Source organism: Ruegeria sp. HKCCA6837, assembly GCF_013034475.1.
GTDB lineage: Bacteria > Pseudomonadota > Alphaproteobacteria > Rhodobacterales > Rhodobacteraceae > Ruegeria.
This window is the reverse complement of the sequence record NZ_WQGD01000014.1, coordinates 48,119-62,840: the sequence shown is the minus strand read 5'-3', so window position 1 is coordinate 62,840 and position 14,722 is coordinate 48,119. Positions and strand designations below refer to the sequence as shown.

At 56.9% G+C, this 14,722-nt stretch carries 15 protein-coding genes; 9 read left to right on the top strand and 6 right to left on the bottom strand.

The annotated features are described in order from the left end of the window. The 5 genes from GOV91_RS17385 to GOV91_RS17365 are packed head-to-tail and all read right to left on the bottom strand — an operon-like array spanning position 1 to position 4,855. A complete protein-coding gene (locus GOV91_RS17385; RefSeq protein ID WP_171236428.1) occupies positions 1–678 on the bottom strand; it encodes a hypothetical protein in 678 nt (225 codons plus the stop codon). Beyond that, complete coding sequence (locus GOV91_RS17380; protein ID WP_152457528.1) at positions 678–1,121, bottom strand: ATP synthase subunit C; 444 nt, start codon at positions 1,119–1,121, stop codon at positions 678–680. The genes GOV91_RS17385 and GOV91_RS17380 overlap by 1 nt, the downstream gene beginning before the upstream one ends. Next, on the bottom strand, positions 1,118–2,914 hold the full coding sequence (locus GOV91_RS17375; protein ID WP_171236427.1) for a V-type ATP synthase subunit I: 1,797 nt from the start codon (positions 2,912–2,914) through the stop codon (positions 1,118–1,120). Before GOV91_RS17375 ends, GOV91_RS17380 begins: the two co-directional genes overlap by 4 nt. After that, positions 2,911–3,516 carry a V-type ATP synthase subunit D gene (locus GOV91_RS17370; RefSeq protein ID WP_171174903.1) on the bottom strand — a complete coding sequence of 202 codons (606 nt, stop codon included), beginning with the start codon at positions 3,514–3,516 and terminating at the stop codon, positions 2,911–2,913. Before GOV91_RS17370 ends, GOV91_RS17375 begins: the two co-directional genes overlap by 4 nt. Next, on the bottom strand, positions 3,494–4,855 hold the full coding sequence (locus tag GOV91_RS17365; protein ID WP_171174905.1) for a V-type ATP synthase subunit B: 1,362 nt from the start codon (positions 4,853–4,855) through the stop codon (positions 3,494–3,496). The genes GOV91_RS17370 and GOV91_RS17365 overlap by 23 nt, the downstream gene beginning before the upstream one ends. Positions 4,856–5,099: 244 nt before the next feature. Between GOV91_RS17365 and GOV91_RS17360 the strand changes: the two genes are divergently transcribed. From GOV91_RS17360 to GOV91_RS17325, 8 genes are all read left to right on the top strand, one after another. Beyond that, a complete protein-coding gene (locus tag GOV91_RS17360; RefSeq protein WP_171089189.1) occupies positions 5,100–6,839 on the top strand; it encodes an ABC transporter substrate-binding protein in 1,740 nt (579 codons plus the stop codon). Positions 6,840–6,920: 81 nt separating this feature from the next. Next, positions 6,921–7,970, top strand: a complete 1,050-nt coding sequence (locus GOV91_RS17355) for an ABC transporter ATP-binding protein (protein WP_171236426.1) — start codon at positions 6,921–6,923, stop codon at positions 7,968–7,970. A gap of 1 nt (position 7,971) precedes the next feature. Continuing rightward, positions 7,972–9,048: an ABC transporter ATP-binding protein gene (locus GOV91_RS17350; protein WP_171236425.1), complete on the top strand. Its 1,077-nt coding sequence runs from the start codon at positions 7,972–7,974 to the stop codon at positions 9,046–9,048. Then, entirely contained in the window at positions 9,045–9,908 is an 864-nt protein-coding gene (locus GOV91_RS17345) for a carbohydrate ABC transporter permease (protein ID WP_171236424.1), read from the top strand. The genes GOV91_RS17350 and GOV91_RS17345 overlap by 4 nt, the downstream gene beginning before the upstream one ends. Next, a complete protein-coding gene (locus GOV91_RS17340; protein ID WP_171236423.1) occupies positions 9,905–10,702 on the top strand; it encodes a carbohydrate ABC transporter permease in 798 nt (265 codons plus the stop codon). The genes GOV91_RS17345 and GOV91_RS17340 overlap by 4 nt, the downstream gene beginning before the upstream one ends. Positions 10,703–10,710: 8 nt before the next feature. After that, the gene (locus GOV91_RS17335; protein WP_171174917.1) at positions 10,711–11,112 is read left to right on the top strand and encodes a DUF2160 domain-containing protein; all 402 of its coding nucleotides are present in this window, start codon (positions 10,711–10,713) and stop codon (positions 11,110–11,112) included. A 65-nt stretch (positions 11,113–11,177) separates the two neighbouring features. Beyond that, positions 11,178–11,573, top strand: a complete 396-nt coding sequence (locus GOV91_RS17330; protein WP_171174919.1) for a BlaI/MecI/CopY family transcriptional regulator — start codon at positions 11,178–11,180, stop codon at positions 11,571–11,573. Continuing rightward, a complete protein-coding gene (locus GOV91_RS17325) occupies positions 11,560–12,657 on the top strand; it encodes a M56 family metallopeptidase (protein ID WP_171236422.1) in 1,098 nt (365 codons plus the stop codon). The genes GOV91_RS17330 and GOV91_RS17325 overlap by 14 nt, the downstream gene beginning before the upstream one ends. Before the next feature lie 9 nt (positions 12,658–12,666). Here the strand turns inward: GOV91_RS17325 and GOV91_RS17320 are convergent, their stop codons facing one another. Further along, positions 12,667–14,070 (bottom strand): MATE family efflux transporter, encoded by a 1,404-nt coding sequence (locus GOV91_RS17320; protein WP_253284494.1) that lies wholly within the window; start codon positions 14,068–14,070, stop codon positions 12,667–12,669. A gap of 191 nt (positions 14,071–14,261) precedes the next feature. Between GOV91_RS17320 and GOV91_RS17315 the strand changes: the two genes are divergently transcribed. Further along, positions 14,262–14,687: a VOC family protein gene (locus GOV91_RS17315; RefSeq protein WP_171236421.1), complete on the top strand. Its 426-nt coding sequence runs from the start codon at positions 14,262–14,264 to the stop codon at positions 14,685–14,687. Positions 14,688–14,722: the final 35 nt, after the last annotated feature.

The window sequence follows — 14,722 nt, the reverse complement described above, 5'->3', positions numbered from 1 at the left end:
TCAGCGGATGACCCCTTCCAGTACGGCGCGGAACCGGGGTTGCAAATGTTCCATCAACAACGAAGCCACCGCCTTGTCGGTCAGGTCCAGAACGACTCCCTCGTCCTCTGCGCGAACGCGGATTCCTTCTTGGGTGTCGTCTGCCACATGCAGTTCGACATTCTCGCGCAGCATCTTCGCCGTCAGTCCAAGAACATACTTCGTCAGCTGGCCAGATTGAACGTCATCCGCGTTTTGCTTGATGTCTTCCTGCGTGGCGACCTTGGCAGGCAAAATGACCTGAACCTTGCCGTCCAGATTGGCTCCCTCACTGGCCCGACCGACAACCTCCAGTATCATTTGCCTAAGAAGCTCAGGATCGGACATCTCTTTGGTCACAAGGCGTTCAACGTCTTCTTTGAAGCGATCCGTCAGACCGGCCTTCATGGTCAACACGGCGTCCCGCATCGCGGTGTTCAACGCTTCTTCACCCGCTGCACGGTAGTTGTCGGATTCTGTGCGGGCTTTCTTCTTAAACTCATCGGCTTCGCGTTTTGCATCCGCCAGAATGCGCGCTGCCTCGGCCTTGGCGTCTTCGCGTAGCTTCTCGGCTTCGGCCTGACCTGCGGCAACCCCATCGTTGCGCAGCTTGTCGATCAGGGCATCAACGCCATGTGAAATTGCTCCGGTCTGTGCCATCAGCTGATCCCCGCACTAATGACCAAAGCGAATACAAAGGCAAAAACACCAAAGCCTTCGATAATCGCAGCCGGTGCGAGCGCGAGGCCAAAAATCTCGGGCTTTTCCTTGGTGGCGTTGATTGCCGCTGCACAGGCCCGGCCCTGCCAGATGCCGCAGTACATCAGTGCAATGCCGGACAGGATACCAATGCCGAACAATCCGCCTGCGTTTTCCGGCGTCACGTCGCGGTTCAGGGTAAACATGATGACAATCCCATAGATCACCATCGTGGACGGAAAGGCCGACACACCCACGAAACGCCCGTAGCCGCCTTCGGTTTCTGTCATGGCTCCGATACTAGCCATCCCCGCAATCGAACAGCCAATGGCGCTTGCCGCAGCCCCCAACGCCATAGGCGCGTAGATGCCCAGCCAACCCAGTGTAAGAACAAGCTCATTCATTCCTGAACCTCCTTGCGGGCAAACGGACGAAACACGATGCCTTCATCCGGCAGACCCCATTTAAAGAATTCGATGTAATTGAGACGTAAGCCGTGGACGACGCCGCTCATCATGGCGAGCGCGAAATTCAAAACGTGACCGATGATCAGGATCAGCAGCCCAAACAGAATTCCCGGCCCTTTCAGCGCCAGCATGACGGAAACGGCCAGATCGTTGAACGTGATCGCCAGCGACGCCGAAGCCAGACCAAGCGCAAACAGGCGCATATAGCTGAGGACATCGCCAAACGCGCCCATCGCCCCTGCTAGGCTTTGCAAGCCCTCAATCAGACGCCAGATCCAGTCTGTCGGCTTCTGGATCATCCGCTCACTGGAAAACAAGACAATCGCCACAACGCCGAGGATCAGGATCGCCGACCCCGGCACAGGTGATTTGCCGTTCATATAGCTGAGCCACAGTACAAACCCGCCGATCAAGGCAGCAATCCAACCCAGATTGGCAATCGCCTTGCGTTGCCCCCACGCAGCATGGGCCGCTAATGCGTTGGCCAGAACCAGATGCAAGACACCAACCACAATCGACACCATCATCATTGCGCCGAAATTGTTCAAATCCAGCACCTTGAGCTTTGCCCAGATCGAACCTTCAGATGGAGAAACCCCAAAGTAACTGCCGACCAAGATGCCGTAGAGGATTGTAGCCCCAGCAACGATCAGCCCATAAAGACGCCACGATCGCTGTGCCGCAGTCGCGCCCATACGCTTCCAGAACAGCAAAAGGCCCAGCAGAATGACGACCCCGTACCCCGCATCTGCTACGATCATTGCGAAGAAGAACGCGAACGAGGCCGCAACGATCACGCTGGGGTCCCAATCCTTATAGCCAGGCACTTGATAAAACAGCGCCAAGTCCACAGCAGAACTACGTTTTTCAGGCTGTTCCAATAATGTGGGCGGGGTATCTTCTGGCCCCGGTTCTTCTATCAGAACTGCCGCATCTTTCGCTTTCGCCAATTCCAATACAGCGTCCATACGGTCTTTGGGAACCCAGCCCTGCACAGCAAAAACTGCCTCTTCATCGCGTACTTTCTGCTTTGCATGAGCCAGTTCGGCGGCGCTTTCTGCAACGGACAGGTTCCGGCGCATCAAGGTCAGATAGCGGGTTTGCGCCACGCGCTCTGCCTCTAAGGCCTCAAGCGCGATTTCGGCCTCCTCCAGTTTCGCCTCAAGCTCGTGAATGGGCAACGAACCCACATGCGTGCGCGGGATCGGAAGAATGTCATCGTCGGGCTCGTCGGGTGAGATCAGGACCGCGTAAAGAAATCGGTGGTCTTCTTCCAAAATCGCCCAAGGCAGTTTGACGCCAGACAGAGCTTCACGGTGTTTGAGTGGCAACTGATAGAACCACAGCCGATTGCCTGCCAAAACATCCGTTGGCGGGAAGTCCAGATCACCCCAAGGCCGCACCTGAGCGATACGATGCGCCAGAAAGTCCCGCCGGTCCATTGTATTCCGAGTGCGCTGCATGAGGTCAGTCACCTCATGCACAAAGCGGTCCATGTCAAAACCGGGGTCTCGCTGAATCTGGCGCCTCGGCTCGGGAACTTCTGCAAGGAAACGCAATGCTTTATACGCTTCTCTTGCACCACGTTCGCTGATCTTTTCAGGTTCATTCGGCGGGGGAACAAGCGGTAGAACATGCATACAGCCAAGGTCCTGCAGCGCCTCAAGCGTGTCCGATTTTTGGGCTGCCGGCCCGATCAGAGACATCTTCTTCAAACGTGCGACGCTCATGTCAAAACCTCTCGCGCGTGTTTGCGTTTAGAGATTTTTGACTGCACGACCGCCTGCATTTGTTCGTCACTCAGATAGATGCGGATCTTCTTGATGTTGGCCTTGGCACGGGGGATCAGAACCTTTTCGAACAGGTTGACCCGCTGCGTAATCGTGGCCACCGCCTTGTCGAAAATGCGCACGCGCTCCTCGGCGATTTTGACCCGCAGGCGCGCTTCGATCATGTCATGTAGCAACTGCGCGGCGGCATCAACCCAATGGGGTTTGGCAAGCACGGAATAAGGACGCACGACAACTTCGATCCGGTCAAGGTCAGGCATTTTGACGCCAACCACGTTGACCTCTTTGACCTTGTAGTCCTTAAGCTCAACCAGACCGTCCAGATCGATACCCTGCTGGGCCAGCATGGGAAGCTTTTCACCCACCTGCTGCGCTAGGGCCGCCACCTCTTGCTCAAGGCGTTTGACGTCCTCACGCGCTTTCACTCGTTCGGCCATCAACTGCTGGCGCTTCAGGTCCAGCGACGGCAGGAACCGCTCGTAGCTTTTCAGCTGCGTCTGCTGGCGGGCCAGTGACGATTTATTCAGCTGCAACCGCGCCATTGGCATCCTTTGGGAAATACTTGTCGATCAGGGTCTGTTTCATCAACAATTGTTCTGGCGCAAAACACTCTGCTAGTGTCTTCCAGCCCAAATCCAGCGCCTCCTCCAGAGGGATGGAAACGTTGATGTTCATGAACCGTGCACGGAACAATCCTCCAAACTTCAGCAATTGATGGTCATAGTCGGAAAGATCAAACGCCATCGCCTGCTTTTGCGCGGCATCGCGGCTTTCTGAATAGAAACGGATCATCGTGTTCATGATCTGGCCGTGATCTTCGCGCGTGGTCTTGCCGATTACGTTCTGCTTGAGGCGCGACAGGCTGCCGAACGGATCAATCACGCCAGAGTGGAGATAGAACTGGCCTTCAGTGATGTAGCCGGTGTTATCGGGGACCGGGTGGGTTACGTCATTACCGGGCATCGTTGTCACAGTCAGAACCGTGACCGATCCACCCTTGGCGTAATCGCACGCCTTTTCGTACCGGCGTGCGAGCTGCGAATAGAGATCGCCCATATAGCCCCGCTGGGACGGCACGCGTTCCTGACTGATCCCCACTTCTTTCATCGCGTCGGCATAAGCTGTCATATCGGTCAGCAGAACGAGAACGCGCTTGCCCTCTTCCACCGCAAATTTCTCAGCCACCGCCAGAGCCATGTCAGGGACCAACAGTCGTTCGACCAAAGGGTCCATTGCCTGATTGACGAACATCACAGTGCGTGAGAACACGCCAGCATCCTCGAACGAAGTTCGGAATGTGTGGTAATCGTCAAAGATCAGCCCCAAGCCGCCGAAAACGACAATGTCCGCATCTGCCTGAATGCCGATTCGGCTGAGGAACGCGTTGAATGGCTCACCCGAAACTGAAAAAATCGGGATTTTCTGACTTTCGACCAATGTGTTGAACACGTCGATCATTGGCACGTCGGTGCGGATCATTTTGTTGGGAACGGCGCGCTCAGCCGGGTTTACGGTCGGTCCGCCAATGTCGATTCGGGGCTCGGAAGACAGATCTGGCCCACCGTCTATCGGCACCCCTGCGCCATCAAAGACCCGCCCCAGAATATTGGCCGAATACGGTGTCTGCATCGGGTGACCAAGAAAGGTCGCCGTCGCCTCGGTCGAAATCCCCTTGGTGCCGGAAAACACCTGAAGCGTCACAACATCCCGGTCGATGAAGATCGCCTGGGCCAATGTTTTTCGGCCATCTACAGTTTCAATGACGGCGAGGTCGTTGTATCGAACAGCAGGGTTTCCTTCGCCCTCAACCGGCACCCGAACTTTGATCGTGTCGCCTACAATTTCCAGAACTCGGGTGTATTTCAACAAGCTTCGGGACATCATCTACCCTCGCTGATCCAAGTTGTTTTCTGTTAAACTCGCGGCGTTGTTCACCGGCAATTTTTTGCAATAACGGCATTAGCTTACAACGAATTCACAAATTAGCAAATGAGTTCAACATCACCCATCCAAAGATGCCCGGGCGTCAATTACTAAAAATTTAGTTTGACAGGTACGCAAAAAATCGCTGATGCTGTCCGGCATCCGGTTACCGCCGGAAACCATAATCTTTGGGAGGAGACAGATGCGGAGACATCTACTTTCCGCAGTGGCGGCGGCTGCCGTCATTGCGGGGCACGGTTCTGCTTGGGCCGACGAAGCCGCAGCACAACGTTGGATCGACGACGAATTCCAGCCATCAACCCTGTCGAAAGACGAACAGATGGCCGAGATGCAGTGGTTCATCGAAGCTGCACAACCTTATGCTGGCATGGAAATCAACGTCCTGTCCGAGGGCATCCCGACCCATTCCTATGAGTCCGAGGTTCTGACCAAGGCGTTCGAGGAAATCACCGGCATCAAGGTAAACCACCAAATCCTCGGTGAAGGTGAAGTGGTTCAGGCTGTTCAGACCCAGATGCAAACGGGCCGGAACCTGTATGACGGCTATGTCAACGACAGTGACCTGATCGGTACGCACTCGCGCCTGCAACTCGCCTATCCGCTGACCGACATGATGGGTGGTGACTGGGCGGCGACAACTTCGCCGACTTTGGATCTGGATGACTTCATGGGCATTCAGTTCACGACTGGCCCGGACGGCAAGCTGTATCAGCTGCCCGACCAGCAGTTTGCGAACCTGTACTGGTTCCGTAAGGACTGGTTCGATGATGAGGCCAACAAGGCCGCGTTTAAAGAGAAGTACGGCTATGACCTGGGTGTTCCGGTCAACTGGTCGGCCTATGAGGACATCGCTGAATTCTTCACCAATGACGTGAAAGAAGTCGACGGCGTGACGATCTATGGCCACATGGACTATGGCAAACGTGCGCCCGACCTTGGCTGGCGCATGACCGACGCCTGGCTGTCGATGGCCGGTGCCGGCGACGTTGGCGAGCCGAATGGTGTTCCGGTCGATGAATGGGGCATCCGCATGGAAGCGGGCACCTGTAACCCCGTTGGCGCATCCGTATCGCGCGGTGGTGCAGCCAATGGCCCGGCTGCGGTCTATGCGATCCGCAAATGGGATGAGTGGTTGCGCGCCTATGCGCCTCCGGGTGCGGCGTCTTATGACTTCTACCAGTCGCTGCCTGCACTCAGCCAGGGCAACGTGGCGCAGCAGATCTTCTGGTACACCGCCTTTACCGCCGACATGGTGAAGCCGAAGTCCGAAGGCAACAACACCGTGGATGACGAAGGCACACCGCTGTGGCGGATGGCACCCAGCCCGCATGGCCCCTATTGGGAAGAAGGTCAGAAGGTTGGATACCAAGACGTGGGATCGTGGACTTTCCTGAAATCGACCCCCGAGGATCGTGCTCAGGCCGCGTGGCTCTATGCTCAGTTCGTGACGTCCAAAACTGTTGACGTGAAGAAGTCCCATGTGGGTCTGACCTTCATCCGCGACAGCTCGGTCAATCACGAGTCGTTCACCGAACGCGCACCCAAGCTGGGTGGTCTGGTTGAGTTCTACCGCTCGCCTGACCGTGTGGCGTGGTCGCCGACCGGCATCAACGTTCCGGATTATCCGAAGCTGGCCCAGATCTGGTGGCAGCAGATCGGTGACGTGAACTCGGGCGCCTTCACCCCGCAAGAGGCGATGGACCGTCTGGCTGAGGAAATGGACATCACCATGGCCCGTATGCAGGCCGCGGATGAAAGCGCCGGTGTCTATGGCGGCTGTGGTCCGCGCCTGAACGAGCCGCAGGATCCGTCCTTCTGGTTGGAAAAAGCAGGTTCGCCCAAGGCCAAGCTTGAGAACGAAAAGCCACAGGGCCAGACCGTCAACTATGACGAGCTGGTTCAGCGCTGGCAGTCTCAGTAAGCCAAAGCAATCGGGGATGCCGTATGCGGCATCCCCATCCCAAGGCCAGTGCGATGCACTGAAGGACCGGAACTCACGGACATGATCGAACTTCAAGACGCGACCAAAAGGGTCGGCAACGTCATCCATATCAAGCCCACAAACCTGAAGCTTCATACAGGTCACTTCAACGTTCTTTTAGGGGCGACCGGATCGGGCAAAACCTCTCTGATCAAGATGATGGCCGGGCTGGACCCGATCGCCTCGGGCAAGGTCCTTATGGATGGGCAGGACGTGACTCGGCTGAACACGCAAAAGCGACAGATCAGCCTGGTGCACCAATTCTTCGTGAACTACCCCCACATGACCGTTTTTGATAACATCGCCTCGCCCTTGCGCGTGGCTGGCATGGCAAAGTCCGAAATCGAGGGCCGCGTTGAAGAGGCCGCCGATCTGCTGCAACTGCGCCCCATGCTGCACCGCCGTCCGCATGAGCTGTCAGGCGGGCAACAACAACGCACGGCACTGGCTCGGGCCATCGCGAAAGAAAGTCGTGCGGTCTTCCTGGATGAACCGCTGGCGAACCTGGATTACAAACTGCGCGAGGAACTGCGCGAACAGCTGCCGGACCTGTTCGCTGGACGCGGCGCAGTGGTGGTTTACGCCACCTCGGAACCCGAAGAGGCCCTTTTGTTGGGCGGCTACACGGCCTTGATGGAAGATGGTCGCGTGACTCAATTCGGACCGACCGCAGACATTTACCGCAACCCTGAAAACATCGCCGCCGCGCGCGTCTTCTCGGACCCGCCGATCAACGTGGCCAGCATCACAGTTTCGGGCGCTCAGGCGCAACTGGCGGGCGGCGGAGGCTGGGCCGTATCAGATATGGCTGACGGCGATTACATGGTTGCCGTGCGCCCGCACAGAGTGACGCCATTCCGTACGTCTGACGCGGACGTCGAACTGACAGGCCGCGTCATCGTGACAGAACTGTCCGGCTCGGATTCCAGTGCGCATTTTCGGCACGGATCGGATGACTGGGTCTCTCTGGCCGCTGGCGTGCACCCTTATCAGGTTGGTGAGGATCACAATTTCTACCTGAACCCGGCCCATTGCCGGTATTTCAGCCAAGACGGCAAGAGGGTGGCCTGACATGGCACAGATCAAGCTTTCAAACCTGCGACACAGCTACATGCCCGCGCCGAAAGGCCCCGAGGATTATGCGCTGAAAGAAATTGATGTGACCTGGCGTGATGGTGGGGCATACGCTCTGCTCGGGCCGTCGGGCTGCGGCAAGTCCACGCTGCTGAACATCATATCCGGCCTTCTTACCCCCTCGGAAGGTCGGATCCTGTTTGACGACAAGGACGTGACCGCCCTGCCCCCCGATCAGCGCAACATCGCACAGGTATTCCAGTTCCCGGTGATCTACGACACGATGACCGTGGGCGAAAACCTGGCCTTTCCGCTCAAAAATCGGGGCGTAGATGCAGCGACGATCAAGCGCCGCGTCGATGAGATTGCCGAGATGCTGGACGTCACGGATATGCTGAATACCCGCGCCAGCGGCCTCAGCCCAGACAACAAGCAGAAGATCTCGATGGGGCGCGGTCTGGTCCGTGATGACGTGAACGCGGTGATGTTTGATGAACCGCTGACCGTGATTGACCCGCATCTGAAATGGAAACTGCGGTCCAAGCTGAAAGAGCTGCACCAACGCGTCAAGGCCACCATGATTTACGTGACCCACGACCAAACCGAAGCGCTGACTTTCGCGGACGAAGTGGTCGTGATGCAAGAGGGCGAGGTCGTACAAATTGGCACCCCGGTCGAGCTGTTCGAGCGGCCCCAACACACATTCGTCGGCCATTTCATCGGCTCGCCGGGCATGAATGTTCTGCCGTGCGAGGCCAAAGGTGACCGCGCGGTCTTCGAAGGACACGAGATCGCGCTGGAAGGCCTCACCCTGGGCGAAGGTGGCCGAACCGATCTGGGTATTCGCCCGGAATACATCAGCTTTGGCGAAACAGGCGTCCCCGCGCATGTGACCAAAGTTGCGGACATCGGTCGCCACTATGTGGTCAGCGCCATGGTCGGAGACACGCCGGTAAAGGCGGTGGCAGAACACAACGCGCCCAACCCAGGCTCGCATGTCTTTCTGCAATTCAAGCCAGAACAATCCCGCGTCTACCGTGACGGCTGGATCGCAACTCAGGAGCGGGCGCAATGAGAACAGAAAACCAAAAGGCCTGGTTCTTTGTCCTGCCGGTGCTGGCGCTGGTCGCGTTCAACGCGCTGGTGCCAATGATGACGGTGGTCAATTACTCGGTGCAGGAAACCTTCGGCAACAACCAGTTCTTCTGGGAAGGGCTTGGCTGGTTTGAACAAATCCTACGGTCGGACCGGTTCCAAGCGGCCCTCGGTCGGCAATTCCTGTTCACCTTCCTGATCCTGATCATTGAGGTTCCACTGGGCATCATCGTGGCGCTGTCCATGCCCCGCAAAGGGTTCTGGGTGCCGGTCTGTCTGGTCCTGATGGCGCTGCCCATGTTGATCCCATGGAACGTGGTCGGCTCGATGTGGAACATCTTTACCCTGCCCAAGATCGGCCTGCTGGGATACTTCTTGAATGATGTTTTGGGCATCAACTATGACATGACGCAACAGCCTCTGTCCGCCTGGATCACGGTTATCGTCATGGATGTCTGGCACTGGACCTCGCTGGTTGTGCTGCTGTGCTATGCGGGCCTCGTTTCAATCCCGGACGCCTATTATCAAGCCGCCAAGATCGACGGGGCCAGCCCGTGGTCGGTGTTCCGCTACATCCAGTTACCCAAGATGAAAACCGTTCTGACCATCGCAATCCTGCTGCGGTTCATGGACAGTTTCAACATCTATACCGAGCCCTTTGTTCTGACCGGCGGCGGCCCCGGCAACTCAACCACCTTGCTGTCGATCGACCTTGTGAAGATCGCGCTCGGACAGTTCGATCTAGGCCCGGCGGCCGCGATGAGCCTGATCTATTTCGCCATCACGCTGCTGGTCTCATGGGTCTTCTACACACTGATGACAAAGGATGACGCGGAATGAAAAAGCGGTCCCTTATCCCGATCCTCTATATCGCGTTCCTGATGCTGCCGATCTATTGGCTGGTGGCGATGTCCTTCAAGACCACGAACGAGATTCTGTCGGGCTTTTCCCTGTTTCCCCAGACCTTTACGCTGGAGAATTACATCACCATCTTCACCGATCCGACGTGGTATTGGGGCTATATCAACTCGATCCTCTATGTGACGATCAACACGGTGCTTTCGGTCTGTGTGGCACTACCTGCGGCTTATGCGTTCTCGCGCTATCGGTTCCTGGGGGACAAGCAATTGTTCTTCTGGCTGCTGACCAACCGGATGGCACCGGCGGCGGTGTTCGCGCTGCCGTTCTTCCAGCTTTATTCCTCCATCGGCTTGTTCGACACCCATCTGGCGGTTGCACTGGCACACACATTGTTCAACGTGCCATTGGCAGTGTGGATTCTGGAAGGCTTCATGCGCGGCATCCCGAAAGAACTGGATGAGACGGCCTATGTCGATGGCTATTCCTTCCCGCGCTTTTTCGTGACGATCTTCCTGCCCAACATCAAAGCGGGCGTCGGCGTCGCAGCCTTCTTCTGCTTCATGTTCTCATGGGTGGAAATGCTGCTGGCGAAAACCCTGACTGCAGTCGAAGCCAAACCCATCGCCGCCGTGATGACCCGCACCGCATCAAGCGCGGGGTATGAGCTGGGCCTACTGGCTGCCGCCGGGACGCTGACCATCATACCCGGTGCCATCGTCATCTGGTTTGTCCGCAACTACATCGCGCGCGGTTTCGCGATGGGCCGAGTGTGAGGTTCGATATGCGTAAACTACTATTCACCCTCCCCTTCCTGCCCACCATGGCTGTCGCTCAGCAAGCGGGTTGGGGCAATGTCGGCCAGCAAGAAGAAAAGGGGTTTTCCTGGACCGATCCCCTTTGGCCCGATTTCTGGATGGCATGGACGCCAGCAACTCTGGCCCTGTTCGTCGGTATTTTTTCGGCAATCGCCCTGATTGGCTTGCTCGAAGGGTTCAAGTACCGCGATGGGATCGAACGGCGTGGTGTGCTGGGATTGACGACCACATTGGGCGACAGGCTGTTCATCACGCTTCTCGGCTCGGCCTATATCTTCCTCGCCTGGCTGGGAATTGTCGGACAACCTGTCTGGACGCCACTTTTCCTGTCGATCGGCTGGGGTATCTTCGTCTTCTGGAAAGTTTAAGCTTTGCGAAACAGCGAAAGGATGCTTGTCTGTCAGGCATACGAACCATGACGACACCGAGATCGATGCGAAAGAAAAAGACGACTAATCTGCTGACCGAGGTCGAACTGGAGTTCATGAACGAGCTCTGGGCTCTCGGGGAAGGCTCGGTGCGCGATGTCCTGGACCGCCTGCCCTCAGAACGCAATCTGGCCTATACGTCTGGTGCCACGATCCTGCGTATTCTGGATGAAAAAGGTTTTGTGGAAAGCCGCAAGTCAGGAAAAACCCTGATCTATACGCCGCTTTTGGAAAAGGACAGATATCAGGCCCGTTCGCTGCAAAACCTGTCCCGCACTCTGTTCGACGACACCCCAGCTACACTGGTGGCACGGCTCGTCGATGATGCCGGGCTGAGCGAAGCCGACCTGGAGGACATTCGAGCGCTGGTAGAGAGGAGACTGCAAAATGACAGCGGTTAGACCGGTTCTCGACGCATATATCGAACTCAACATAGTGCTGGCATTGTCGGCTGCCATCTGGTTGATGGCACGCGTCGCCCTGGCCCGCACGACTCTGCGCCATGGCTATGTCGCACAGCTGCGCGCTCTCAAGGTTCTGTGCATTTGTATTCTGATCAGCCCTTTTCTAGCGTTGGGTGTGTCGTCTTTGGCCGCTCACGCATGGCCGGGGAGCGCCGTCGCCCTTGGTGACATAGCAGTTGCCGCTTATCTGCGCGGTGATATCGCCATGCCTGCCGTGCAGTTCGAGGCCCTGCTGAATACACGTGAAAGATGGGTTGATCTTGCTTTGTCAGGACAGCAGCCCGTTTTCATCTCACTCGCCGCCCTGTTCGCTGTCGCTGCGGCTGTATATGCCATTCGAGCTTTACGGGACGCAGTGATGATCCGACAAACGGTCAGGTCCAGCTTCCTTTGGCGGCAATCGGCAAAGGTGGATATCCGCCTCTCTGATCGCATTACCGTGCCGTTCGCGGTGCGTGGTCTGCGCCGTCGTCATGTCGTTCTGCCCAGCCATCTTCTGGACACACCGCGCGAGCTACGCTTTGCGCTGGCCCATGAGTTTCAGCACATTCGCGCGGGCGATGTGGAATGGGAACTCGGCTTTGAGCTTCTGCGCCCTCTGCTGTTCTGGAATCCGGCATACCTGATGCTCAAGTACCAATTCGGCCGCTTGCGTGAATTGGCATGTGACCAATCCGTTGTTGCGCGCAAAAGGATCGATGCGCGCGAATATACCACGTGTCTTCTGGACTATTGCGCGCGCACTCTTTCAACAAGAAATCCGCGCGTCTTAAACGTTGCCTTTGTGACCGGTGGAAAAGCCAAACGCGTACTGCGTCAGCGCGTGATTGCATTGACCGATGCACAGCCCGCCGAGACGCCTTTGCCGGCGGTGTTTCTTGGCATGTCACTGACGTTCGCCACCCTTCTGGCGCTTGGGGCGGCTTCGGTCCAGCAAACACAAGACTGGAGTCATGACCGTCTTATGCTGTCGACCGTGGTCAATCTGGAACGTCTTGAGGCACGCAATCAGGGCAACTGATGCGATGCGTTACCAGCCGCGGCGCCCAAACAGGGAATGAATCCGGCCCTGATCCACAAATGGTTCGGGCGCGAGCGAACGTCTTAGTCGGCCAACCACGCGCTCAACCATGACCCAGCTGATTAAGGCGAAAATGACGCCGCCAAAAGCTTGTCCCAACAGAACACCGGACGCCCCCGCGAGATTTGATCCGATGGTTGCGAAAACCCAGGTTCCTACCGTGTGACGCCCCCAATTGATCCAAGTTGAATAGACTGGATGCCCAAGATTGTTAAAGCTGGCATTCGAAACAAAAATCACACCGTTGAAAAACGATGCCAGCGCCAGAGGTCCGCAGAACAAATAAATGAGAACCCGAGTTTCACCTTCGGCCGCAAACAAATCCGCAATCGGCGCCCGCAAGAGAAACAGAATCGCAGCCATACCCAGAACATAAAGCCCCGTGAATTTGATTCCGGCCAGAAAGGCCGTGCGCACCCGATCGAATTTCTCAGCTCCGAAATTCTGCCCGATGATTGGCCCTATTGCCCCCGACAAGGCAAAGATGACCGAAAAGGCCACTGGCAGCAGCCGCCCTATGACGGCCATACCCGCCACCGCGTCCGTTCCGTATTGCGCAATTTCCCGCACAACGATGGCATTCCCAATGGGCGTAGCTACATTTGTCAGAACGGCAGGAATCGCGATGGCCCGCACAGGGCGCAAGTCCTGTGCCACCTGCTTCAAAGACGGGCGTGCAAAGCCCTGATGAACCCGCAACGCGGGCCATAGCGCCGCCGCCAGCATGCACAGCCGCGCCAGAACCGAGGCAATCGCGGCCCCATCCAGCCCCAGCCCCACAGCAAAGATCAGGATCGGGTCCAGAACGGCATTCACCACTCCGCCATAGATCGTTGCCATCATCGACCGTCGTGCATCGCCACGAGCGCGCAGCACGGCCATGGCCGCCATGGCAATCGACATGACGCACATTGTCGGCAGGATGATCGAGACATAGCGCATTGCCAGCCTAAGAACCTCACCTTCTGCGCCAAGCAATGACAACAGATGGCTAAGGTTCAACAAGACCAGAACGGGTACGACCAACCCGACGATCAAACCCAGCACCGCCACACTGGACGCATAATGCCTTGCCTGTTCGGCCCGCCCCGCCCCAAGTTCCCGTGCAACCAGCGCCCCGGCAGAAATCGACAAGCCGATATTGATCGCGTTGGTGAAAAACAAAAGCGTTCCAGCGTAACCCACCGCCGCAGCCAACGCGTCGTTGCCCAGCATCGAAATGAAGACCATGTCCACAAAGTCGACTGCAAAAATTGCCATCAGCCCGATGCTTGTCGTCAACGACATGCGGGTGACATGCCGCATCAGATTGCCGCTCAGGAATACGGCTTCGGTTTGAGATTGGTTGGACATTCTAACCTGTGGTGGTCGGTGTGTTATCCCGCCAGCATCACAGATCACCGCCACGGGTCAACGGTTTCGTTCCGATCTTTATGGTCGCGGATGAACACCCGACACAACCCGCTATCCCGTTTTGCCATCTACAGCCCCATGAGGACGTGTTAGAACTGCCGAAACACCAATTGTCCGAGGTGAGGCAGAGCATGAAACTGGAATTCCACCACATCAACTTCGTGGCTGATGATGTTGATCGTATGCATGATTTTTACACTAACGTGCTGGGGCTGGATGATATCCCGCAGGATAATTTCCCGCGCACCGAAGCTGACAAAGACAGCGGCTATGACGGCAAAATCCGCTTTGCGACCGAAGGCAACATGCAGATGCATTTGGCCCAGCGCGCCTTTGACGTGGCCTTCAAGAACGGGCGGGTGATCAACCCAGTCGCGCGCGGCCACATCGCCTTTCGCACCGATGATCTACCCGCCTTCCTGAAGCTGCTGGACGAACGCGGCATCCCCTATTCAGACTATGGCACAACGTTTGCGAAAGAATGGCATCAGGTGTTCTTTCACGACCCCGAAGGCAATGTGATCGAAGTCCATCAGCAGGTCGTTCAGGACGACTGATCCGCAAAGGGCGGAGCCAACCGCCCTCTCCCGGA

What these genes read in the sequence shown, in the direction of transcription:
- GOV91_RS17385 (WP_171236428.1), bottom strand. Translation starts at nt 678, where the DNA reads ATGGCACAGACCGGAGCAATTTCACATGGCGTTGATGCCCTGATCGAC.
- GOV91_RS17380 (WP_152457528.1), bottom strand. Translation starts at nt 1,121, where the DNA reads ATGAATGAGCTTGTTCTTACACTGGGTTGGCTGGGCATCTACGCGCCT.
- GOV91_RS17375 (WP_171236427.1), bottom strand. Translation starts at nt 2,914, where the DNA reads ATGAGCGTCGCACGTTTGAAGAAGATGTCTCTGATCGGGCCGGCAGCC.
- GOV91_RS17370 (WP_171174903.1), bottom strand. Translation starts at nt 3,516, where the DNA reads ATGGCGCGGTTGCAGCTGAATAAATCGTCACTGGCCCGCCAGCAGACG.
- GOV91_RS17365 (WP_171174905.1), bottom strand. Translation starts at nt 4,855, where the DNA reads ATGTCCCGAAGCTTGTTGAAATACACCCGAGTTCTGGAAATTGTAGGC.
- GOV91_RS17360 (WP_171089189.1), top strand. Translation starts at nt 5,100, where the DNA reads ATGCGGAGACATCTACTTTCCGCAGTGGCGGCGGCTGCCGTCATTGCG.
- GOV91_RS17355 (WP_171236426.1), top strand. Translation starts at nt 6,921, where the DNA reads ATGATCGAACTTCAAGACGCGACCAAAAGGGTCGGCAACGTCATCCAT.
- GOV91_RS17350 (WP_171236425.1), top strand. Translation starts at nt 7,972, where the DNA reads ATGGCACAGATCAAGCTTTCAAACCTGCGACACAGCTACATGCCCGCG.
- GOV91_RS17345 (WP_171236424.1), top strand. Translation starts at nt 9,045, where the DNA reads ATGAGAACAGAAAACCAAAAGGCCTGGTTCTTTGTCCTGCCGGTGCTG.
- GOV91_RS17340 (WP_171236423.1), top strand. Translation starts at nt 9,905, where the DNA reads ATGAAAAAGCGGTCCCTTATCCCGATCCTCTATATCGCGTTCCTGATG.
- GOV91_RS17335 (WP_171174917.1), top strand. Translation starts at nt 10,711, where the DNA reads ATGCGTAAACTACTATTCACCCTCCCCTTCCTGCCCACCATGGCTGTC.
- GOV91_RS17330 (WP_171174919.1), top strand. Translation starts at nt 11,178, where the DNA reads ATGCGAAAGAAAAAGACGACTAATCTGCTGACCGAGGTCGAACTGGAG.
- GOV91_RS17325 (WP_171236422.1), top strand. Translation starts at nt 11,560, where the DNA reads ATGACAGCGGTTAGACCGGTTCTCGACGCATATATCGAACTCAACATA.
- GOV91_RS17320 (WP_253284494.1), bottom strand. Translation starts at nt 14,070, where the DNA reads ATGTCCAACCAATCTCAAACCGAAGCCGTATTCCTGAGCGGCAATCTG.
- GOV91_RS17315 (WP_171236421.1), top strand. Translation starts at nt 14,262, where the DNA reads ATGAAACTGGAATTCCACCACATCAACTTCGTGGCTGATGATGTTGAT.